This is a genomic window from Nocardia sp. IFM 10818, from assembly GCF_054655275.1.
Genome location: NZ_BAAHJH010000001.1, coordinates 933995 through 955235 on the forward strand (window position 1 = coordinate 933995; position 21241 = coordinate 955235).

The window sequence follows — 21241 nt, forward strand, 5'->3', positions numbered from 1 at the left end:
GTGTGCCTCTCATTTCGGTTATGCCGCCGCGATGTACGCGGTGTCGGCGAGCGCGTCCACCGTGTCGGGCAGGGGAGTCAGGTGGGAGTCGAGCGCCCGCGCGATCGCCGGCAGCGCGTGCGGGGTGACCATTTCGCTGTGCTCGGCGTCGACGTCGTAGACGGTGATCTCGCCGGTGACATAGGGCTGCCAGCCCGTCGGCGGTGCGACCTGGGAGCGGCCCAGGGCTGCCCGGAAATAGAGGATGTCGCCGAGGAAGCGGGCCTTTCGATGTTCGGACATGATGCGCCCGGCGGCATTGAAGGACCTGGTCAGTCGTTCCAGCAGATCCGCCGAGACGAGCGCGGCACCCCACCGGTCGTTGATCAGGTCGGCCGCCTGCTCCGCGGTCGCCGCGGCGGGCAGGCCGCGCAGGCCGAACAGGTCACCGAATTCGGTGAGCAGCGCGCCCACCCCCAGTTCCTCGGTAGGTACGGCGAATGCGCCATTGGAGGAGTCCGTATCGAGCAGCGCCAGGACGCCGACTTCGGCGCCCTCCGCTTGGAGCCGGACCGCGACGGCATGGGCGATGATTCCGCCGAACGACCAGCCCAGCAGGTGGTACGGACCTTCCGGCTGCACGGCGCGGATCTCGCGCAGATAGCGGTCGGCATAGTCGGCGACGGACTCGGCTGCCGGTTCCCCGGACAGCTCGGGCGCCTGCAGACCGTAGATCGGCCGTCCCGACCGTAGGTGCTCGGCGAATCCCAGGTACGGCCAAGAGATTCCGGATGCCGGATGAATGCAGAACAGCGCCGGTTCGTCACCCTCGGACCGGATCGGCAGCAGCACCTCCAGGCCCAGCGCCGTCGCTTCGGTTCCGCCGGTGGGCGAGGCCGAGAGAGCGGACAGGGCAGCGACGGTGCGGTGCTCGAATACCTGTGCCGGCGTCAGCGTGAAACCGGCCGCCCGAGCCCGCGCCACGAAGTGCATGGCGGTGATGCTGTCGCCGCCGAGGGCGAAGAAGGAGTCGTCGATGCCGATGCGGTCGACGCCGAGGAGTTCGGTGAACAGGTGCGCGAGCTGGTGTTCGGTGTGGGTTCGGGGTGGGCGGTATTCGGTGGTGTGGTCGGTGAATTCGGGTTGGGGTAGTGCGTTGCGGTCGAGTTTGCCGACGGGTGTCAGTGGGATTGTGTCGATGATGGTTATTGCGGCGGGCACCATGACCGCGGGCAGTCGCTCGGCCAGATAGGCGCGCAGCCCGGCGATTTCGGGCACCTCCCCCGCGGCCGGATCGGGCACGACGTAAGCGGCCAGTGCGGTGGTCCCCGCCGGTGTGCGCGCCCCGATGGTGATGGCGTACTCGACACCGGGTGCGTCGGTGAGGGTGGCGTCGATTTCGCCGAGTTCGATGCGCTGTCCGCGGATCTTGACTTGGAAGTCGCTGCGGCCCTGGTATTCGAGTGTGGGTTCGGGTTCGTGGGTCCAGCGCACGAGGTCACCGGTGCGGTACATGCGTTCGCCGGGTTCGCCGTAGGGGTTGGCGACGAATCGTGTTGCGGTCAGGCTGAATTGGTGCAGGTATCCGGGCGCGAGCGCGGGGCCGGCGAGATAGAGCTCACCGGTCACACCGGGTGGCACGGGGCGTAGCCAGGTGTCGAGGACCAGTAGCGAGAATCCGTGCACGGGTCCGCCGAGGGTGATCGGCTGGTCCGGTGTCAGTTCGGTGGATTTGGTTGCGACGATGGTGGTTTCGGTGGGCCCGTAGAGGTTGATCATGCGGCGTTCGGGTGCCCATTGCGCGACGAGGTCCGTACTGACCGCCTCACCGCCGACGGCGAGGCACCGCAACCGCGGCAGATCCAACGGGCGCAGAGTGGCAAGCACCGACGGCGTGATCAGCGCATGACTGACCTGTTGACCGCGCAACAAATCTTCCAGGTCTGGCCCGCTGTAGGCCTCCGGTGGTGCGATGACGAGTGTGCCGCCGGAGCCGAAGGCGAAGAGGGCTTCGAGGATGGAGGCGTCGAAGGCGGGTGAGGCCACGTGCAGCACTCGCGAGTTCCGGTCCAGCCGCATGGTTTCGGCTTGCGTGGCAACGAGATTCGCCAGGCCGTGGTGGTTGATCTGTACCGCTTTGGGTTTGCCGGTGGATCCGGACGTGTAGATCAGGTACGCGATCTGATCGAGGGTGACCGTTCCGCCCCGCTCCGCATCCGACACCGGAGCGTCGGCCACGGCCATGATTTCCCGGATGGTGGCGAGGTCGTCCAGACGCAGCCAGTCCATGCCATCCGGCAGAGTCTCACCGCTCTCACCGGCTGTGAGACCGATCAACGCCTGGCAATCGACAAGCACATGTTCGATACGGTCCACCGGGTGGTTGGGGTCCACAGGCACGAAGGCCGCGCCCGTCTTGGCGACAGCCCACAACACCACCAGCGATTCGAGTGACCGGGTCAACGCCGACGCCACGAACTGTCCGGCGCCGACGCCACGGCGCAGCAGCACGCGGGCGAATTGATTCGACCAGGCATCCAGTTCGGCGTAGGTCATGGTGTATTCGCCGAAGACGAGCGCGGTCGCGCGGGGATCGTCGGTCGCGCTCTCGGCGAGGATCTCCGGAAGTGTGCGCGGGGCAACGGATTCGGCACCGCGCACCGGCACCAGCGCATGCCGTTCCCGTTCGGTCACGGCGGTCAGGTGGGCGATGAGCCGATCCGGATGGGCGCTGATCTCGGTGAGTAGCGCGACGAATCGGTCGAGCAGGATGCGTGCCCGAGCGTCGTCCAGGTGGGAGGCCCAGTAGTTGATCGTGAGCCTCAGCATGCCGTGGCCATCGGCGTCGGGCTGCGGCGTGACCTTCAACGTCAGCGGATACGGTGCGGATTCGGTATCGGTGATATCGACTACCTGAATACCGCTGCGGTCCAGTGCGGAACGCAAGCCGCCGCGATCGATCGGGACCGATTCGTAGACAGCCATGGTGTCGAACAGCTGAGGCAGGCCCACGGCGCGGTGGATATCCGCGAGCCCGACATGCTGGTAGTCCAGCAGCCGTGCTTGCTCGACGCCGATGCGAGTCAGCAGGTCGGTGATGCGTTCGGTGGGGTCGAGTCGGATGCGGACGGGGATGGTGTTGATGAACAGGCCGATCATGTCTTCGACGCCGGGCAGGTGCGGGGGTCGTCCGGAGACGGTGGCGCCGAACACCACGTCGGTGCGTCCGGTGAGCGTGGTGAGCAGCATCGCCCAGGCCAGTTGCAGGGCGTTGTTCATGGTCGCGCCCGCGGTCTGGACGACGGATTCCAACTGCGCGGTGAACTCGGCGGGCATCTCTACCGATACCGTGCCGTGCTCGCTGGTGGCGGAAAGGCCCGGCTCCCCGAAGACGAGCGTCGGCGCGTCTATGCCGCGCAGCGCGTCGAACCAGGTTTCGACGGCGGTGCCTTCACGGTCAGCGAGCCAGGACAGGAATTCTCGATAGGACTGAGTCGGCGGTAGCGCCGTGCCGAGATCCCGCTCGCCGGCGAGATATCCGGTGAGCAGTTCCCGGATCAGCAGCGGCATGGACCAGCCGTCCAGAACCAGGTGATGGCTGGTGATCAACAGGGTCCACGCGTCCGCGCTGGTGCGTGCCAGCGTCAGCCGCAGCAGCGGCGCACGACCGAGGTCGAACCGGGTGCGGGCATCGGCACCGGCCAGGCGCTCCAACGCGTGTTCGCGGTCCTGCTCGTCGGCGATCTCACGCAGATCTACTTCGCGCCAGGCTATTTCGGCGGCCTCGAGCACGATCTGGCGCGGGCCGTTGGCGGTGTCGGCGAACGCGACGCGCAGAATGTCGTGCCGGTCCACCATACCCTGTGCGGCAGAACGCAATCGGGCGGCGTCGATGGGGCCGGTCAATGCGGCTCTGGTCTGGAGCAGGTATCGATCGGCGTCCTCGGGATCGAACTGCGCGTGGAAGTACATACCCTGCTGCAGTGGCGACAGCTCCCACACGTCGGTCAATGCCGGGTAGTCGCGACGCCACTGGTCGAGATCGGCCTGCGTGACCCCCGCCAGATCGAAATCCGACGGGGTGAAACCACCGGCCCCAGGCAGCAGCGCATGAGCGGCCAGTGCTGCCAGCGCCCGCGCCCACAGGTCGGCGTACTGGCTCACCACGGCTGGGCAGATCAGCTGATTCGCGAAGGTCCAGGTCGCTTCCAGACCGGCGTCGGACCACACCGCCGCCACTGCCGCCGTCGCCGCACCGGGGTCTGCGGTCGATACGAAATACCTCGGCAGCCAAGCGGAATCATCGTCGGAATCGGCATGGCCGAGGTACTCGAACCGCAATTGCGGCGTCGCCCCCGCGAGCGTCGCATCGCCCTCGAACGGGTACCGGAGAACACCGAAGCCCAGACCGCGGTCCGGGATCTCGCGCAGCTGTTGTTTGACGGCCCGAATCGCTTCCCCCGCCGCCGGCCCGGCGGCGTACGCGTCCACGAGATCCACACCGGACAGGTCCAGCGCCACCGGATGATCAATGGCGAATCGGCCGAGGGTGCGGTCGAGGGCCGCGCCGGACACTCCGGCGTGAGCCCGCTCGCGTCCGGTCACCGCCACCAGGGTCGTCGGGTGGTCGCGCCACCGGCTCACTGCCATGGCGAGTGCGGTCAGCAGGATGTCTTCGGCATCGCAGTGGAATTGGCGGGGCAGGTCGATCAGCGCTCGACGGGCGACGTCGGCCGGTACCAGAGTGTGCAGTTGTGCCACGGTCCGGGCTGTCTTCGACGCGGCAGGCAGGGCCCGCGCATCCAGCGGCGGATCGTCCACGGCCAGTACGCGTTCCCAATCCGGGAGTTCATGGTCGCGCAGCGCGGTTCGTCCGAGGAGCTGGTGTGCCCAGGCGCGCAAGGAGGTGCCGGCGGGAGCCAGCGGTTCGCCCGACCATGCGGCCGACAGATCGGACAGCAGAATCGACCACGATTCGTGATCGACGACCACCTGATGCAGCACCAGCCATAGCAGCGGCGCGGCCTCGGACCGCTCGAGCAGCACGAACCGCGCCACGACGCCGTCGGCGGGATCCAACTGCGCGGCAGCGCGATACGGTATGGCATCGAGTATGCGGCCCACGAGGTACGAGTCGGATTCGACGACGTCCAGCAGGGCGCGGGCCGCGATCGTGCCGGGAGCGCTGATTTCCCAGTGCCAGCCCGTATCGTCGCGCCGCAGGGTGCTGCGCAGGACGTCATGGTGATCGATCACGGTTTGCAGCACCGTGATGAGCTGCTCGCGGGTGATGTTCTCCGGCAACGTGATCAGCGCCGCACGACCGGCGCGGGTCCAGGTCTCGCCGAATTCGGCCAGCGCGCGGACGACGGGTGTGGTTGCGACGGAGCCGATGCCGCCGCCGGGTAGCTCCGGCACCGTGTTCCCGGCAGTGATGTCGTCGGCGACGGCGGCCAGGGCGGCCACGGTGCGGTGCTCGAAAACGTCCCGGGCGGTGAAGGAGAGCCCCGCGTCGCGGGCCCGCGAGACGAGCTGGATGGTGATGATGCTGTCGCCGCCGAGCGCGAAGAAGGAATCGTCGACGCCGACCCGGTCGACCCCGAGGAGGTCGGCGAACAAGCGGGCGAGTGCTTCCTGCGCGGGTGTCGCGGGTGCGCGGTATTCGGCGGCGCTGTCGGTGAAGACGGGTTCGGGTAGTGCTTGGCGGTCGAGCTTGCCGACCGGGGTCAGCGGGATGGCATCGACGACGGTGATGGCCGACGGAACCATCACCGCGGGTAGTCGTTCGGCCAGATAGGCGCGCAATGCGCCGGTGTCGAGCACGGATTCGTTCTCGGCCACCACATAGGCGGCGAGAGCAGCCGTTCCGGCGGGGGTGCGGGCACCGATGGTGACAGCGAATTCCACTCCGGGAGCGGCGATCAAGGTCGCGTCGATTTCCCCGAGTTCGATGCGCTGGCCGCGAATCTTGACCTGGAAGTCGGTGCGGCCGAGGTATTCGAGGGCGCTGGATTCCAGACCCGCCCCGGGTGTGGAGTCCGGGAGCCACCGGACCAGATCGCCGGTGCGGTACATGCGTTCGCCCGGCGCGCCGTAGGGGTTGGCCACGAAGCGGGACGCGGTGAGGCCGAACCGTCCGGAATAGCCGCGTGCCAGCGCGGGTCCGGCGAGATAGAGCTCACCGGTCACACCGGCCGGAACCGGGCGCAACCACGAGTCGAGTACCAGAGCCGCCATGCCGCGGATCGGCGCTCCGATGGTGACCGGATGCCCCGCGCGGAGTTCGGCGGGTCCGGTCGCCCAGATGGTGGTTTCGGTGGGGCCGTAGAGGTTGACCATGCGCCGGCCCGGCGCCCACTGGGCCACCAGGTCCGCGCCGACCGCCTCGCCGGCGACCGCCAGGAACCGGAGGTCCGGCAGCTGGTGCGGTTTCATGGTGGCCACCACGGACGGAGTGATGATCGCGTGCGTGACGCGTTGTGTCCGAAGCAGTTCGGTCAGCTCGTCACCGCTGTACACCTCCGGTGGCGAGACCACCGCGGCGGCTCCCCGGGCGAAGGCCAGCACCTGCTCGGAGACGAACGAGTCGAAGCTCGGCGACGCGACCTGCAGCACCCGGGCTCGGGAGTCCATGTCGAACGATTCCTGTTGGGAGGCAATCAGATCGGCGACGCCGCGGTGGGAGATGAGCACGCCCTTGGGGATGCCGGTCGATCCGGAGGTGTAGATCATCCAGGCGGCATTGTCCAGGTGTGGGCGGCGCAGGTCCGTCGGGTGCGGGGCGTCGACCTCGGAATCGTCGAGCGTGAACCACCGGACGTGGCCCGGCAGCTGCGACCGGAGCTCAGGGCCGGTGAGCCCGAACATCGCACCGGAGTCGTTGAGCATCAGCTCGATTCGGTCAGCGGGCTGGGACGGATCGATCGGCAGGAAGGCGGCACCGGCCGCGGCCACCGCCCAGACCCCGATGATCAGCTCGGGGGAACGAGGGAAGGCCAGTGCGACAACGGTTTCCGGGCCGACCCCGGCCCCGGCCAGGAGCCGTGCGATGCGGTCGGATTCCGCCTGCAACGCCCGGTAGGTCATGGTGCGGTCACCGGAGACGATCGCAATGGCGTCGGGGTTGCGCGCGGCGCCGTCGGCAAGGATCTCGGGAAGGGTGCGCGGCGCCGCGGACTCGGCGACGCGCATGGGCGCCAGCACCTGCCGTTCGCTCGCGGTGACCGCCGGGAGGTGCGCGATGGACCGGCCGGGCCGCGCGGCGATTTCGGTCAGCAGCAGCACGAAGCGATCCAGCAGGTCTCGCGCCTGGTCGGCGTCCAGCTGGGAGGTCCAGTAGTTGATGTCGATCTCGAGGACGTTTCGGCCGTCGGCATCCGGTTGCGGGAAGACCTTGAGGCTCAGCGGGTATGGCGCGGTGTCGATATCGGAGATGTCGAGCACGCGCATGCCGGCCAGCTCCAGCGCCGCGTTCAGGCTCTCCCGATCGATCGGAACCGATTCGTACACGGTGATGGTGTCGAACAGTTGCGGCAGGCCCACGGCGCGGTGGATGTCGGCGAGCCCGATGTGCTGGTGATCGAGCAGTCGTGCTTGTTCGACGCCGATGCGAGTCAGCAGGTCGGTGATGCGTTCGGCGGGGTCGAGTCGGATGCGGACGGGGATGGTGTTGATGAACAGGCCGATCATGTCTTCGACGCCGGGCAGGTGTGGGGGTCGTCCGGAGACGGTGGTGCCGAAGACGATGTCGGTGCGTCCGGTGAGTGTGGTGAGCAGCATCGCCCAGGCCAGTTGCAGGGCGTTGTTCATGGTCGCGCCCGCGGTCCGGACGACGGATTCCAAGCGCGCGGTGATCTCGGCGGGCAGCTCGGCCGAGACGATGCCCGAGGTGGCCGGGCCCGAGTCCATCGGTGCCGGAAGCGCCAGCGTGGCCGCGTCGAGACCCCGCAATTCCTCGGTCCACAACTCGATTCCGGCGTCGTGGTCGGCCGCGAGCCAGGACAGGAAATTTCCATAGGAATGCGCCGGTGGCAGTGCAGCGCCGGAATCGATTGCGCCGGCGACATATCCGGTGAGCAGTTCCCGGATCAGCAGCGGCATGGACCAGCCATCGAGGACCAGGTGGTGGCTGGTGATCAGCAGGGTCCAGGTATCGGCGCCGGTACGGATGAGGGTGAGCCGCAGTAGCGGGGGACGGGTGAGGTCGAACCGGTTACGGGCATCGGCGTGGGCCAGCCGATCCAGTTCGCGATCCCGATCGTGCGCCTCGGTGAAATGGCTGAGATCTTCCTCGCGCCAGCAGACTTCGACGGTGTCGAGCACGAGTTGACGTGGACCGTCCACGGATTCGACGAAGGCGACGCGCAGACTGTCGTGCCGGTCGATCAGGGATTGCGCCGCGGCGCGCAGCCGGGCGGCATCGATCGAACCGGACAGGTTGGCACGAGTCCGGATGAGATAGCGGTCGATATCCGCGGCATCGAATCGGGAGTGAAAGTACATGCCGTGCTGCAGCGGCGACAGGGGCCACACATCGGTCAGTTGCGGATATTCCAGGTTCCAGCGAGCCAGATCCGATGCCGGCACCGGGATCAGGCTGAACGGCTCGACCGAGGCATCCACCGTCTCCTCGGCCGGGGTCGCGACGGTGGCCAGGGCGGCCACGGTCTTGAGATCGAAGACATCGCCCGCGGAGAAGGCGAGTCCGGCCGCGCGGGCGCGGGCGACGAGCTGGATGGCGGTGATGCTGTCGCCGCCGAGGGCGAAGAAGGAGTCGTCGATGCCGATGCGGTCGACGCCGAGGAGTTCGGTGAACAGGTGCGCGAGCTGGTGTTCGGTGTGGGTTCGGGGTGGGCGGTATTCGGTGGTGTGGTCGGTGAATTCGGGTTGGGGTAGTGCGTTGCGGTCGAGTTTGCCGACGGGTGTCAGTGGGATTGTGTCGATGATGGTTATTGCGGCGGGCACCATGACCGCGGGCAGTCGCTCGGCCAGATGGGCACGCAGCCCAGCGATTTCGGGGGTTGGGCCATTGGTGTGGGGCACGATGTAGGCGGCTAGCGCGGTGGTGCCTGCGGGTGTGTTCACTCCGATGGTGATGGCGTACTCGACACCGGGTGCGTCGGTGAGGGTGGCGTCGATTTCGCCGAGTTCGATGCGCTGTCCGCGGATCTTGACTTGGAAGTCGCTGCGGCCCTGGTATTCGAGTGTGGGTTCGGGTTCGTGGGTCCAGCGCACGAGGTCACCGGTGCGGTACATGCGTTCGCCGGGTTCGCCGTAGGGGTTGGCGACGAATCGTGTTGCGGTCAGGCTGAATTGGTGCAGGTATCCGGGCGCGAGCGCGGGGCCGGCGAGATAGAGCTCACCGGTCACACCGGGTGGCACGGGGCGTAGCCAGGTGTCGAGGACCAGTAGCGAGAATCCGTGCACGGGTCCGCCGAGGGTGATCGGCTGGTCCGGTGTCAGTTCGGTGGATTTGGTTGCGACGATGGTGGTTTCGGTGGGCCCGTAGAGGTTGATCATGCGGCGTTCGGGTGCCCATTGCGCGACGAGGTCCGTACTGACCGCCTCACCGCCGACGGCGAGGCACCGCAACCGCGGCAGGTCGGAGGGCCGCAGCGTGGTCAGCACCGAGGGGGTGATGAGGGCGTGACTGACGTGGTGGTTGCGGAGCAGGTCTTCCAGGTCGGGTCCGCTGTAGGCGTCGGGTGGTGCGATGACGAGTGTGCCGCCGGAGCCGAAGGCGAAGAGGGCTTCGAGGATGGAGGCGTCGAAGGCGGGTGAGGCCACGTGCAGCACTCGCGAGTTCCGGTCCAGCCGCATGGTTTCGGCTTGCGTGGCAACGAGATTCGCCAGGCCGTGGTGGTTGATCTGTACCGCTTTGGGTTTGCCGGTGGATCCGGAGGTGTAGATCAGGTACGCGATCTGATCGAGGGCGACCGCTGCGCCCCGCTCCGCATGCGAGATCGCGGTGTCGGTTGTGGTGATGATTTCCCGGATGGTGGCGAGGTCGTCGAGGCGCAGCCAGTCGACGCTCTCCGGCAGGCGCTCAGCGATCTCACCGGCTGTGATGCCGATCGGCGCGCCGGAATCGGCGAGTACGCCCTCGATGCGTTCCATCGGGTGGTTGGGGTCCACCGGCACGAAGGCCGCCCCGGTTTTGGCGACAGCCCACAGGGCCACCAGCGATTCGAGCGACCGGGTCAGGGCCAGGGCCACGAACTGTCCGGCGCGCACACCGCGACGCAGCAACACGCGGGCAACTTGGTTCGACCAGGCATCCAATTCGGCGTAGGTCATGGTGTATTCGCCGAAGACGAGTGCGGTCGCGCCGGGATCTGTACTCGCAGTTTCGGCGAGGATCTCCGGAAGCGTTCGCGGGGCAACGGATTCGGCCCCGCGCACCGGCACCAGGCTGGTGCGCTCCTCGGCGGAGATGACGGTTACCTCCGACAGCGCGGTGGCCGCACCCGCGCTGAGAAAACGGTGCAGGAACGCCAGGAACCGTTCATGCAGGGCGGCCAGCTCCGCCTCGTCGTAGCGGTTCGGGTTGGCTTGGAAGTCCAGATTCGTGCTGTGGCCGCCGATACCCGGATAGACATTGACGAACAGGTCGTCGATGAGGCCGGAGATCAACACGTGCAGACGCCCGACCACCGGACCGAGATTGATCCGATTGTCGAACATCATCAGATTGACCGTCGGCCCGAACGAGGTGGCGATATCCATCGCGCGGCCGAGATCCCGGAAGATGTCCTCCTGCCGGTAGCGCTGCCGCCGCAGCGCACCGGTCAGCTCACGCTGGGTGGCCGCGACCAGATCACCGACCGCCATGGACGGCTCGCGCCCCAACCGCAGCGGCACCACATTGGCGACCATGCCGCCGGAGCGACGCAGGGCCGCCGTGGTGCGGCCTGAAACCGGAAGTCCCAGTGTCACTTCCGGCGCGTCGGTCATCGTGCCGAGATACGCCGCGAAGGCGGCCACCACGATCGGGGCGATGCTCATCGACTCCTCGGCTGCCATCTTGTTCAGCAGTTCCGCTGTCGCTGTGGGTAATTCACCGGAGACGAGGATCGGATGCGCGGCCACGCCGCCACCGCGCCCGGCCAGCGTGACGGGGTCGGTGAGCGCGGCGAGGTGGGTGCGCCAGTGTTGTTGATCGGCGGCCATGCGGCTCGAATTCCGGTAGGCCACATCATCGTCCACGATGGCGCGCAGGTCGGCGGCGCGGGCCGCCGGAATCTCGCTGCCTGCGGCCATGGCGTCGTAGATCTCGCTGACCCGCTGCATCATCGTCATGGCGCCGGTGCCATCGATGATGATGTGGTGCATGCGGGAGTACAGGAACCAGTACTCCTCGTCGATGCGCAGCAGGGCGACGTGGACCAGCCGGTCTGTGTAGAGGTTCAGCGGAGCCGAGTACTCGGCTCGCATCCAGGCCAGCGCGGCCGCCGCCGAATTCGGTTCGTCACGGAGATCGACGAATTCGACCTCGATCTCCACTGCGGGATCGACCACCTGAACGGGTACGCCGCCGGTGTCGATCAGCCGGACACAACCGGTTCCGAATTCCCGCCCTGCCTGCTGGACGGCTCGGGTGAGCAGTGCGACATCGACCGCGCCCGAGAACTCGACGTACTGCGCGATGGATATCGGCGCTGTCCCGGCGACCTGCTGGGCGAACCAGATTCCGCGCTGCGCGGCGGACAACTCGAATGCGTCGGTGAGCGGCGCGGCATCGGCCGCCGAGACGGAATGAGACATGAAAGATCCTGTGTACTCGGAGCGCCCGGAAAACGGCCGAGCGCGAGGAGAAGCTCGAATGGGATGACGGTTCGGAAGTCCGGGTTCAGCCGGCGTGGCGTTGCGTGCCGAGTTCGGCCGCGGTCAGCGGCTCGGCGGAGATGCTCAGGTACTGCTGCAGCGTCAGGCGCTCATCGAGTACGAGCCAACGGACGGCGTCGGAGAGTGTGGTTCGGCGCGACCGCACGGTCACTCCCACCGTGGCGGCGGGAGCGAAGACCTCGCTGCGAACCGGCAGCGCCGCGGCGTTGATCTTCGCCAGCGCATGCCGGACCACGACCGCTTCGAATTCGGGTACGTCGGCGAGCGCCACCGTGCTACCCATTCCCGCGCCCAGCCGAATCAGCATGCGAGCCATCCGATTCGACCACCGGTCCAGGCCCGCGGCGGTGAGATCACATCCGCCGAGGGAGGCGACGACGGCATCGTGGTGCGCGGGTACGGCCGGAAGCTCGGTCACAGTCGTGGCGCGGGTGGGTGATGTCTGCTGCGCGGGCATCGGATCGGATCCTCTCGGGTCGCTGAATGGTTTGTGTCGGCCGGTGGTCGGCGGGCACAGGAGCAGCCGGGCCAACTCGGCACGAATATCTGGCGATGCGGTATCGAAGCCGGGCGGGCCGAAGGTCGAAATCCGTTCGGCCGGAAGGAACGTGGGCGGCCCCGCCACGGAGACGGTCGTCCCCAGGGCCGCCACCACCCATACGAGGCCGATCATCACACCGCGATGAGCCTTTCGTCGGTACACCGGAACCGGTGGCCGGGTGGTGCGCAGGCTGAGATGTCCGCGGAGCATGAGTCTCGTTCCTGGTTTTCGACATGGGATTGAATGAGGCACCCTCGGCCGCCGCCCCCGTGGATGGGGCGCAGGGCTATTCCGCGGTTCGCGCGGAGGTCACAAGGGGTGCTGGTCCCGACCGATGGACGAGGTCTATTACGGCGGAACCACATCAAGTGTGAAGCCCCGGGACAGGCCCGAACAATGGCGAAGTATTTAGCTACCAGTAAGGTTCGCTAATCGCCGGGAATGACTCGAATTTCTCAGCGTGATTCGGTTCCGGCGAGAGTGGCGGAAACCTGCTGCGCTGTGCGGGCGAAGGCCAGGACTTTGGCGGATGCGGTTTCCGCGCGCCAGAACAATCCGTATTCGAAGGGCGGAACGTCGTCGAACGGGATGTAGACCAGGTTGGGGCGAGGGTAGTACCGGGTTCCCTGGGCGGCGGCAATGGTCACGCCTCTGCCGGCGGCGACCAGTGTGAGAAGTTCCTGCCAGTAGGTGGTGATGGGGATGTGGTGGACGGGCCGGCCGCTGGGCGTGCGGACCGGGAAATGCCGGTCGACGAAGTAGCCGGGCATCCCCTCGATCATCAGAAGTTGCTCGTCGGCAAGGTCTTCCAGCGACACCGTTTCGCGGTGGGCCAGGCGGTGGTCGCTGGGCATCGCGAGGACGCACGGGTCGCGCAGCAGAACCGGCCCGCGAACTATCTCGGGTTCGTCGACGGGCAATTCTATGAATTGGATATCTATTTCGCCGCTCCGGAGCGGGCTGACGCGGTTGGACAGATGCACCTCGCGAATGTGGACTTCGCAGGTGGGATAGGTGCTGCGGAACGCTTCGACGACGGTCATCAACAGTTCACTGGCCAGCGGGCTGGAGAATCCCAGGCGCAGCACGCCGCCGAGGCCGCGGGCCGCGTCGGTAACCCTGGCCAGCGCCGCGAGCACGCCGCGGTGGTGCGGGTCGAGTTCATCGCGAAGCTGCCGTCCGAAGGAGGTCAGCACGACCTGGCGGCTGGTGCGCTCGAACAGCGGTGCGCCGACGCGGCGTTCCAGCGCCTTGATCATCTGACTCACCCGCGGGCCCGAGACATGGAGTCGCTCGGCGGTACGGCCGAAATGTAACTCCTCGGCCAGCGTCAGGAACGTTTCCAGTTCCTGCCAATTCATCCGCACCTTCCCACACTCAGCGAGCTCGGCACCCCGTGCGGGCCGGAGCAGTATTGCATTGCGTTCCAACCTTTCTGGCAGCGACGAACTCGTCCGCTCGCGAGCCTGCTCCAGAATCGGTTCCAGACGCGGCGAGTCACTCTAGGCGGCACGGAGCGTTCCGTGTCGCCTAGAGTGTGTGCCAAAGGGGACTCCGCGTCAAGGCGGAACGGGTCGTATCGCCTGGGGTTTATGCTCGAGGCATGTCATCCCGCCGTCCGGACCGTCGAAACGAGGAATCCGCCAAGGCCATCGTTCAAGCCGCCCTGGATCTGTGCCGGGAGGTCGGCTACGACAAACTCAGCATCGAAGGCATCGCGGCCCGCGCCGGGGTCGGCAAGAACACCATCTACCGCTGGTGGCCCTCCAAGTCCGCGGTTCTGCTCGACGGTCTGCTGTCCGCCATGAAGTCGGTGCAGAGCACCTTCCCCGATACCGGAGACGCGTTGGCGGACTTCAAAACCCAGATCATCGGCGCGTGCGAGACGCTCACCCATCCGGACACCGGCCCGCACTACGCCGCGCTGATCGGCGCGGCCCAGCGGGACGCCGAGCTCGCCCACGCCATGTGGGAGCGACTGCTCGGCCATTTGGTCGCGGCCGCCGTCGACCGCGTCCGGAACGCACAGCGGCAAGGGCAGATCCGTTCGGACCTGGATCCCGACCTCATCATCGAATTGCTGTACGGCCCCATCTATTACCGCTGGCTCATCCGGCAGCGCCCTCCGGGGCGGGAACACATCCACACGGTGGTCGACACCGTGTTCGCCGGCGTCGCCTGAGGAACGGGATCTATTCCGGCGGTGGCACTCTCGCGGTCAGGCACATCCGGTCCAGCGCGTTCGCGACCGCGACCGCCATGATCAAGTTCGCGAGGTTGTAGGGCCCGAGCAGCAGTTCCGCACGGCCGTACACATCATCGGACACGCCGTCGGGTGCGAGCATGGTCATGCACTCCGTGAGCGCGAGGGCCGCCCGCTCCGACTCGGTGAAGCGCAGCGAATCCCGCCAGCCCGCCAATTCGTTGAGTCGCTCTTGCTTTTCGCCCAGGCGCAGGGCTTCCTTGGAACGCTGAGACAGGAAGTACGCACAACCGTTGAGCTGCGCCACCCGAATACGAGCCAGTTCGCGCAGCCGATCGTCGGTAAGTCCTTCACGTCGGAGGGCGTTCTCCAACTCGCCGATCAGACGGACCGCCCGGGGTGACACAGCTGCTAGTTCGATGCGCTTCCTGGTCACTTTGCCCCTGCTCCGATCGTCCTCATCTGCCGGAATCAGTGTCCGTGCAACGCAAATCGGGAACAATGGCGAAGTTCTCAACCTCCGATAAGGCGTGCTTAGCGAAACAGCCGCGCCGGCCGCCTCCGGTGCACCGACAGGAGCGTTTGCTCAGGCCACCGACTCGGTGTCGGCGCTGTCCCAGCGGCGGCGCGAAGCCATCACCGCGGCCCGGTGCCGCGCGGACCAATCCGCTACCACCTCCAGCACGGGCAGCAGGCTGCGGCCCATGGGTGTCAACGCGTATTCGACCTGGACCGGGACGGTCGGGTAGGCGGTCCGGGTGATCAGGCCATCACGTTCGAGTCTGCGCAACGTCACCGCGAGCATGCGCTGGGAGATCCCCGGCACGCTCCGATACAGGTACTGGAAGCGGCGGGCATCGCCGGTGAGTTCGGTTATCACCAGGACCGACCATTTGCCGCCGATGTCATTGAGAAAATCTCTGATATCGGCCGCAACCCGGTATCGATCTCCCGTTGTCGTCAGATAGAGGCTTTGCATCAACGTCATCCATCCTCACCGTCAGGTACTCGAACAAGCTTCGAGCAGGGCGCGGACAGGAACAACGGCGAACTTCTCACCCAGCGCTAAGTCGGGTTTAGCGATCGGCACGCACCGGGCGTCATCGAACGGCTTGCACCGCGACGACGGAATATGGCGTCGTCGGCTCCGGCTCGATACCGAAGCGCGCGTTCGGCACGTACAACCGCCCGGCGTACTGGGCGACGGTTGTCGGTATATCGAAACTCGCATCGGTGATCCGGGACCGCACCGTGCCCGCCGTACCGGCGTCGTCGAGCGAGATCACGGTGATCGCGTTGAGCCGGTTCTGCACAACGAACAACGTGCTGCCGGACAGCAGCAGACCGTCACCGTGCGGCACCGCCTCTCCTGCGAGGTCGATCGCCTGGGTCCGGCCGGTGGCGGGATCGACGCGGAACAGGCGCCCGGTGACGGATTGGACGATGATCAGCCCCGTTCCGCCGGGTGTTCGCGCAATTCCATTGGCGTTGAACATCTCCGGCACGTATGCGATATCGCCGGTCAAGGGCACCCGGACCACGGCATCGGCGGGTGGCAGGCCGCCCTCACGGCCCAGGGGCAGGTGGTACAGCACCGGCGTCCGCGAATCGGTGAATCACGCGCCTTCGGGGGTGAAGGTCACATCGTTGACGATGCTGCCCGGCGCGGTTCCGAGGCGATAGGTGGCCAGCACCGCGCCGGTGACGGGATCGAGGACTCGCGCGTCACCACCGGCTCCGCCCGCGACGAACAACCGGCCGAACGGGTCGTGCCGGAGGCCCAGCGCCGGGGATCCGAGGCCCGGGCTCAGCAGCTCGCCGCGGCCGGTCAGCAGATCGGCTCGATAGATCGCACCGGTCGCCAGCGATCCGATGTACGCGACGGGAAGCGCGCCGATCTCGATGCCCTCGGGCCGGAAACCCGGCGGCAGTTCGATGCGGAGGGAAAGAGCGCCGGATGGGCGATGGCCGGGGGCGCGGGAAGTGCGAACCCTGTGCACGGCAGAGCGACGGTCAACAGTCGCCTCATCCGTTTCGCACCTTCGTCAACCACGCCTCCAGACTGAGCAAACCGGGATACCGGTCCTGCAGAGTCCCGAGATCGGCCTGGTAGCCATGGTTTTCGAGCCAACCGAACATAGCCGCGAGCTCGCTCGATACCGCGCGCAATTCCTCGATCGGCTGCCGCTCGAAGCGGGTGGGAACACCATCGATCCGGCTGAAGATCTCGGCTACCTCCCGGACGGTCCGCTCGTCACCGGCGATCTCGATCCGCTCGCCGAGGAATTCGCGTCGATGATCGAAGACGTCGGCGGCAATGCGGCCGATGTCGTGTAGGGCAATCATCTGCACCGCGGTGTCGGGGTCGAGTGCGATCGAACCGACCCGCTCACCATCGATCGCGGCGGGGAGCAGGTGCAGCCAGTTCTCCATGAAGAACACCGGCCGCAGCACCGTCGCGGGCACGCGCCGCGCTCGGATGTATGCCTCGATATCGGCCTTGGTCTGGAAGTGCGTGACGCCGGACCCGCGGTGCGCGGCGCCGACGGAACTGTAGACCAGGTGCGCGACCTCCGCGGCGGCGCAGGCGTCCACCACGTTCTTGCCTTGCCGCACTTCGACTTCCGGCGCCGGGTTGGCGATATCGCAGGCCTGGACGCTGAAGACGCCGTGGCACCCCTGCGCTGCGGCGCGCAGGGACTCCGGGTCGTCGAGATCGCCGGGGACGACCTGCGCGCCCAGCGCCGCCAGCTCGCGGACCGCAGGTGCGCCCGGATCGCGTACCAGAGCGCGTACGGTCCAGCCGCCGGAGAGCAGGCTGCGCGCGACTGCTCCGCCCTGGCCGCCGGTGGCACCTGTCACCAGGATGGTTTCGTGATTCGTGGTCATCGGGTCGCCTTGTCGAGTTCGGTTGTGGGAGTGGCATTTCGGGTGGGGGCGGGTAATTGCCCGGCGACGATGGCGGCCAGCGCGAGGGTGAATCCGGCCAACTGGATCGGGCCCAGGGTCTGGTCGAGCAGGACAGCGCCCAGGGTGGCGGCGACCAACGGCGACAACAGCACGAGCACCGCCACGGAGGCGACGGGCAGGGTGGCGATGCCGTCGAACCACAGCACGTAGGCGATCAGTCCTCCGACCAGGCCGAGCCAGAGATAGCCCAGGGCGGCGGGCAGGTCGATCGCCGGAGGAAGTCCTTCGATAGTCGCGGTGAGCGGCAGCAGGAACAGCCCGCCCGCGGTGAGCTGCCAGCCTGCGAACGCCGCGGGTCCGACACCGGGCGGGCGCCCCCACCGTTTGGTGAGCGTCAGGCCGAGCGCCATGGCGCCCGCGCTGCCCACCCCCGCGCATACTCCGGTGAGGTCGAGCGCCGCCGCCGGTCCGATCACCACCAGCCCGACGCCCAGCACGCCGGCGAAACCCCAGGCGATCCGCCACAGCGACGCGCGTTCGCGCAGGATCGCTACCGCCAGCACCGCCACCATCAGCGGCTGTGCCGCTGCCAGGGTCGCGGCGACACCGCCGGGCAGTCGTTCCGCGGCGATGAACAGCAGGGCGTTGAGCGCCCCGATATTCAGCACGCCGAGCACCGCCGCCTTCCACCACCATGCGCCACGCGGCAGTATCCGCGTGCACATGAGCACGATCAGGCCGGCGGGGAGCGCTCGAAGGAACCCGGCGAACAGCGGATGCCCTTGCGGGAGTAGCTCGGTGGTGACGATATAGGTCGTGCCCCACGCCACCGGGGCAACCGCCGTGACAGCGGCACGCGGGAGTTGCGCGAAGCCCGATCCGGCGGAAACCGGTTGTGTTACTGAAACTTTCACACCTGAACTCTGGCCCGGCACGATTGATGAGTCCAACACATGGTTTTCATCTCACCGATCGTGATCAGAGATCGATGAGCGGTGGCGATACCGATAATGAACGTCATGCATGATTGACGTCTCGTTCATGACGATTGATCATCAGTTGGTGGAACTCCAGCAGCTGCGCTACGTACTGGCCGTCGCCGAAACGAACAGCTTCACTCGAGCCGCCGAACGCTGCATGGTGGTTCAGTCCGCCCTGAGTCATCAAATCGCGCGTCTGGAAAAGGAATTGGGGGCGCGCCTGTTCGAGCGCACCAGCCGCCGGGTGCGGCTCACCACGGCCGGCGCCGCCTTCCTCACGGCCGCCCGGCAATGCCTCGAGGCCGCCGACCGCGCCGCGGCCGAAGTCGCCGCCGCCGTGGGCGAGGTGCGCGGCCGGCTCGCGGTCGGCCTGATCCCCACCGTGACCGCCGTCGATATTCCGGGCGCACTGCGGGACTTCCGCCGCCTGTACCCGGCCGTACGCATCAGCCTCAAGATCGGCGCGAGCGATGACCTGACCGAACAGGTCGAGCACGGACATCTCGACGTCGCCTTCCTCGGTCTGCCCCTAACCGCCCGGCCCAGCGGCGTCGCGGCACAGGAAATGGGCCGCGACCGCCTAGTCGCGGTGGTCGCCTCCGACCACCGCCTCGCCGGCCGGCCGATGGTCGACCTGCGCACCCTCGCCGAGGAGGTCTTCGTGGACCTGCCCGCCGGAACCGCAGGCCGCATCCAAAGCGATGAAGCCTTCCACGCCGCCGGCTTGACCCGCGACGTGGCCTTCGAGGTCACCACCGCCGACTATCTGTCCCGCCTCGTAGCCCCCGGTCTCGCCGTCGCCATGGTCCCGGCAGCCTGGGCGCCACAGCTGACCGGAGTTGTTGTCCTCGAGATCGAGGATGCGCCGGGCCGCACCGAATACGTGATCTGGCGGCGCGGCGACCGCACCCCCGCGGCCACCGCCTTTCTCGAGCTCCTGGATATCGCCGTTCACGACGCGGGAGATTGACTTCGAGGCAGTCCGGCCCGCCCTGTTGGCCGTCGGTGGTCACCGCGGCTGCTGTTCGGCGATGACCGCCCAGTCATCCGCCCCGCGGCCGTCGGCGATGGCCTCATCGAAGACAGCGCGCAGCAGTTGACCGATCGGTAGCGGAATGCCTTGGTCGGTCGCTGCATCAATCGCGAGGTGGAGGTCCTTGCGGCCCAGGACTGTGGTGAATCCGGCTGGCTGGTAGCGACGTTCGGCGATCATCGACCCGTAGCCGGTGTAGACGGCTCCCGGGAAGAGTGTTGAGGTCAGCAGCGCGACGAACTGTTCGGAGTCGACGCCGACCCCCTCCGCGAGGCTGACGGCCTCGCCCAGTGACTGGATCGCGCAGGCGATCATGTAGTTCCCGAGGATCTTCACGATGTTGGCCTGCTCCGGACGGTCGCCCAGTCGCCAGGTCCGCGATCCGATCGCGTCGAAGAACGGCTGCACGCGGTCGAGCAGCGCGCTCTCACCGGCCGCAAGGACGTTGAGTGCTCCGGCTTCGGCGACCGGAACACGGCCGAAGACCGGTGCCGCGACATATCCGACACCATGCTCGGCGTGCGCTGCGCAGACCCGGCGAGCCAAGCCCGTACTCACCGTGGAGAGGTTGACGTGAACTGTCCCGCCCGGGGTCTGAGCGAGCACGCCGGAGTCGATGAACGTCTCGGCCACGGCCCGGTCGTCGGACAGGACCGAGAAGACCACCGGCGCCTGCATCGCCTCTGCGACCGAGGCGGCACGACGGGCACCCGCTGCGACCAATTCGACCGCGGGCATATCGGAGCGGTTCCACACCACGACGTCGTGGCCGGCCCTCGAGAGGGTGCGTGCAATGGCTCGCCCCATGGCTCCCAGACCGATGACCGCAATGCTGCTCACGCCGAACACCCCTTCGTTGAACTGTCTGAAGCGGTTCAAGGATGCCATGGAGTTACGATCGGAATGAACCGTCTGAAGCGGTTCGGCGCGTGTTGTTGCTCACTGTGGAGGTTGGAATGACAGAGGACGTACGTCGTGTGTTCCGGATGGACAACGAGGTGCTGGCGTTCCGGTTCACTGCCACCGTCAGCGACCGTGCCAGCCGGATGCCGAGGGATCGGCTGACCGATACCGCACGGCTGAAAATGTGGCTGGGGGCCGCGGGACTCGCCGTCGTAGACGTCTCGCCGACCGACCTGAAAGCCGCCGTCGAACTGCGCGAGGCGATCTATCGAATCGGGTCGGCGATTGCCGCAGGTGAACAGCCGGAATCCAAGGATGTCCGCACCCTCAACACGATCGCCGCCGCTGGGCACGCAGAGGCTGCGCTGGAACACGGACGCGCAGAATGGCACCTGACGGAGACGACCCCTGTCGGTGACGCCCTCGGGGTCCTGGCCACGGAGGCCATCCGCATCCTCGGGGGCCCCGATCGCGGCCGCATCAAGAACTGCGAAGGCCCCGGATGCGCGGGGCTATTTCTAGACACCAGTCGCGGAGCCAACCGCCGCTGGTGCTCGATGAACACCTGCGGCAACAAGGTCAAGAAGGCACGAATCGCCGCGAGCTGACCCAGCGAAGCCGCGATCAGGCCCCGCCCACACCGTCGTCCATGGTGGAGGAACCCTCTGGCAATGGGCCACTGCCATGCCCTGGCCGCATCACCTACTGCCGACGGTGAAGCGGTCTCGGCCACGATCGATCTCGCGCTGGTAACCGGCCGGGGCCGACCACTAGGCCTGGATCGATGGTCATACGAGGGAGTCGAAGACGAGGCGGAAATGAGGCTTCCCGGAAGTGCCCTCGGCGGG

General features: G+C 67.2%; 13 protein-coding genes. 3 read left to right on the plus strand and 10 right to left on the minus strand.

Translation table 11 applies throughout. The features are described from left to right. Positions 1 to 18: 18 nt before the first annotated feature. From ACYQ5L_RS04415 to ACYQ5L_RS04425, 3 genes are all read right to left on the minus strand, one after another. On the minus strand, positions 19 to 11742 hold the full coding sequence (locus ACYQ5L_RS04415; RefSeq protein WP_459955684.1) for an amino acid adenylation domain-containing protein: 11724 nt from the start codon (positions 11740 to 11742) through the stop codon (positions 19 to 21). A gap of 85 nt (positions 11743 to 11827) precedes the next feature. Then, on the minus strand, positions 11828 to 12280 hold the full coding sequence (locus ACYQ5L_RS04420; RefSeq protein ID WP_459955685.1) for an AMP-binding protein: 453 nt from the start codon (positions 12278 to 12280) through the stop codon (positions 11828 to 11830). Between the two features lie 539 nt (positions 12281 to 12819). Continuing rightward, entirely contained in the window at positions 12820 to 13725 is a 906-nt protein-coding gene (locus ACYQ5L_RS04425) for a LysR family transcriptional regulator (protein WP_459955686.1), read from the minus strand. A gap of 242 nt (positions 13726 to 13967) precedes the next feature. Here ACYQ5L_RS04425 and ACYQ5L_RS04430 point away from each other — a divergent pair, with 242 nt between their 5' ends. Continuing rightward, positions 13968 to 14546 carry a TetR/AcrR family transcriptional regulator gene (locus ACYQ5L_RS04430; protein ID WP_459955687.1) on the plus strand — a complete coding sequence of 193 codons (579 nt, stop codon included), beginning with the start codon at positions 13968 to 13970 and terminating at the stop codon, positions 14544 to 14546. Positions 14547 to 14556: 10 nt separating this feature from the next. On the opposite strand, the gene ACYQ5L_RS04435 is transcribed toward ACYQ5L_RS04430, so the two are convergent. The 6 genes from ACYQ5L_RS04435 to ACYQ5L_RS04460 all read right to left on the minus strand — a co-directional run bounded on the left by ACYQ5L_RS04435 (position 14557) and on the right by ACYQ5L_RS04460 (position 18391). Then, a complete protein-coding gene (locus ACYQ5L_RS04435; RefSeq protein ID WP_459955689.1) occupies positions 14557 to 15003 on the minus strand; it encodes a carboxymuconolactone decarboxylase family protein in 447 nt (148 codons plus the stop codon). A 150-nt stretch (positions 15004 to 15153) separates the two neighbouring features. Beyond that, on the minus strand, positions 15154 to 15555 hold the full coding sequence (locus ACYQ5L_RS04440) for a winged helix-turn-helix transcriptional regulator (RefSeq protein WP_459955690.1): 402 nt from the start codon (positions 15553 to 15555) through the stop codon (positions 15154 to 15156). 112 nt (positions 15556 to 15667) lie between these two features. Further along, the gene (locus ACYQ5L_RS04445; RefSeq protein WP_459955692.1) at positions 15668 to 16162 is read right to left on the minus strand and encodes a hypothetical protein; all 495 of its coding nucleotides are present in this window, start codon (positions 16160 to 16162) and stop codon (positions 15668 to 15670) included. Between the two features lie 21 nt (positions 16163 to 16183). Then, a complete protein-coding gene (locus ACYQ5L_RS04450; protein WP_459955693.1) occupies positions 16184 to 16567 on the minus strand; it encodes an NHL repeat-containing protein in 384 nt (127 codons plus the stop codon). Positions 16568 to 16592: 25 nt separating this feature from the next. After that, a complete protein-coding gene (locus ACYQ5L_RS04455; RefSeq protein ID WP_459955695.1) occupies positions 16593 to 17456 on the minus strand; it encodes an NmrA/HSCARG family protein in 864 nt (287 codons plus the stop codon). Beyond that, positions 17453 to 18391, minus strand: coding sequence for an EamA family transporter (locus tag ACYQ5L_RS04460; RefSeq protein ID WP_459955696.1), 939 nt, complete (start codon positions 18389 to 18391; stop codon positions 17453 to 17455). The genes ACYQ5L_RS04455 and ACYQ5L_RS04460 overlap by 4 nt, the downstream gene beginning before the upstream one ends. A 127-nt stretch (positions 18392 to 18518) precedes the next feature. Here ACYQ5L_RS04460 and ACYQ5L_RS04465 point away from each other — a divergent pair, with 127 nt between their 5' ends. Further along, the gene (locus tag ACYQ5L_RS04465) at positions 18519 to 19427 is read left to right on the plus strand and encodes a LysR family transcriptional regulator (RefSeq protein ID WP_459955697.1); all 909 of its coding nucleotides are present in this window, start codon (positions 18519 to 18521) and stop codon (positions 19425 to 19427) included. Between the two features lie 39 nt (positions 19428 to 19466). On the opposite strand, the gene ACYQ5L_RS04470 is transcribed toward ACYQ5L_RS04465, so the two are convergent. Continuing rightward, positions 19467 to 20378 carry an NAD(P)-dependent oxidoreductase gene (locus ACYQ5L_RS04470; protein ID WP_459955699.1) on the minus strand — a complete coding sequence of 304 codons (912 nt, stop codon included), beginning with the start codon at positions 20376 to 20378 and terminating at the stop codon, positions 19467 to 19469. A 98-nt stretch (positions 20379 to 20476) separates the two neighbouring features. Between ACYQ5L_RS04470 and ACYQ5L_RS04475 the strand changes: the two genes are divergently transcribed. Next, a complete protein-coding gene (locus ACYQ5L_RS04475; RefSeq protein ID WP_459955701.1) occupies positions 20477 to 21001 on the plus strand; it encodes a CGNR zinc finger domain-containing protein in 525 nt (174 codons plus the stop codon). The last annotated feature ends 240 nt before the right edge of the window (positions 21002 to 21241 follow it).

Coding starts and splice junctions, on each gene's coding strand:
- ACYQ5L_RS04475 (WP_459955701.1), top strand. CDS start 20,477: ATGGACAACGAGGTGCTGGCGTTCCGGTTCACTGCCACCGTCAGCGAC.
- ACYQ5L_RS04455 (WP_459955695.1), bottom strand. CDS start 17,456: ATGACCACGAATCACGAAACCATCCTGGTGACAGGTGCCACCGGCGGC.
- ACYQ5L_RS04440 (WP_459955690.1), bottom strand. CDS start 15,555: ATGACGTTGATGCAAAGCCTCTATCTGACGACAACGGGAGATCGATAC.
- ACYQ5L_RS04425 (WP_459955686.1), bottom strand. CDS start 13,725: ATGAATTGGCAGGAACTGGAAACGTTCCTGACGCTGGCCGAGGAGTTA.
- ACYQ5L_RS04430 (WP_459955687.1), top strand. CDS start 13,968: ATGTCATCCCGCCGTCCGGACCGTCGAAACGAGGAATCCGCCAAGGCC.
- ACYQ5L_RS04420 (WP_459955685.1), bottom strand. CDS start 12,280: ATGCCCGCGCAGCAGACATCACCCACCCGCGCCACGACTGTGACCGAG.
- ACYQ5L_RS04465 (WP_459955697.1), top strand. CDS start 18,519: ATGACGATTGATCATCAGTTGGTGGAACTCCAGCAGCTGCGCTACGTA.
- ACYQ5L_RS04470 (WP_459955699.1), bottom strand. CDS start 20,378: ATGGCATCCTTGAACCGCTTCAGACAGTTCAACGAAGGGGTGTTCGGC.
- ACYQ5L_RS04415 (WP_459955684.1), bottom strand. CDS start 11,742: ATGTCTCATTCCGTCTCGGCGGCCGATGCCGCGCCGCTCACCGACGCA.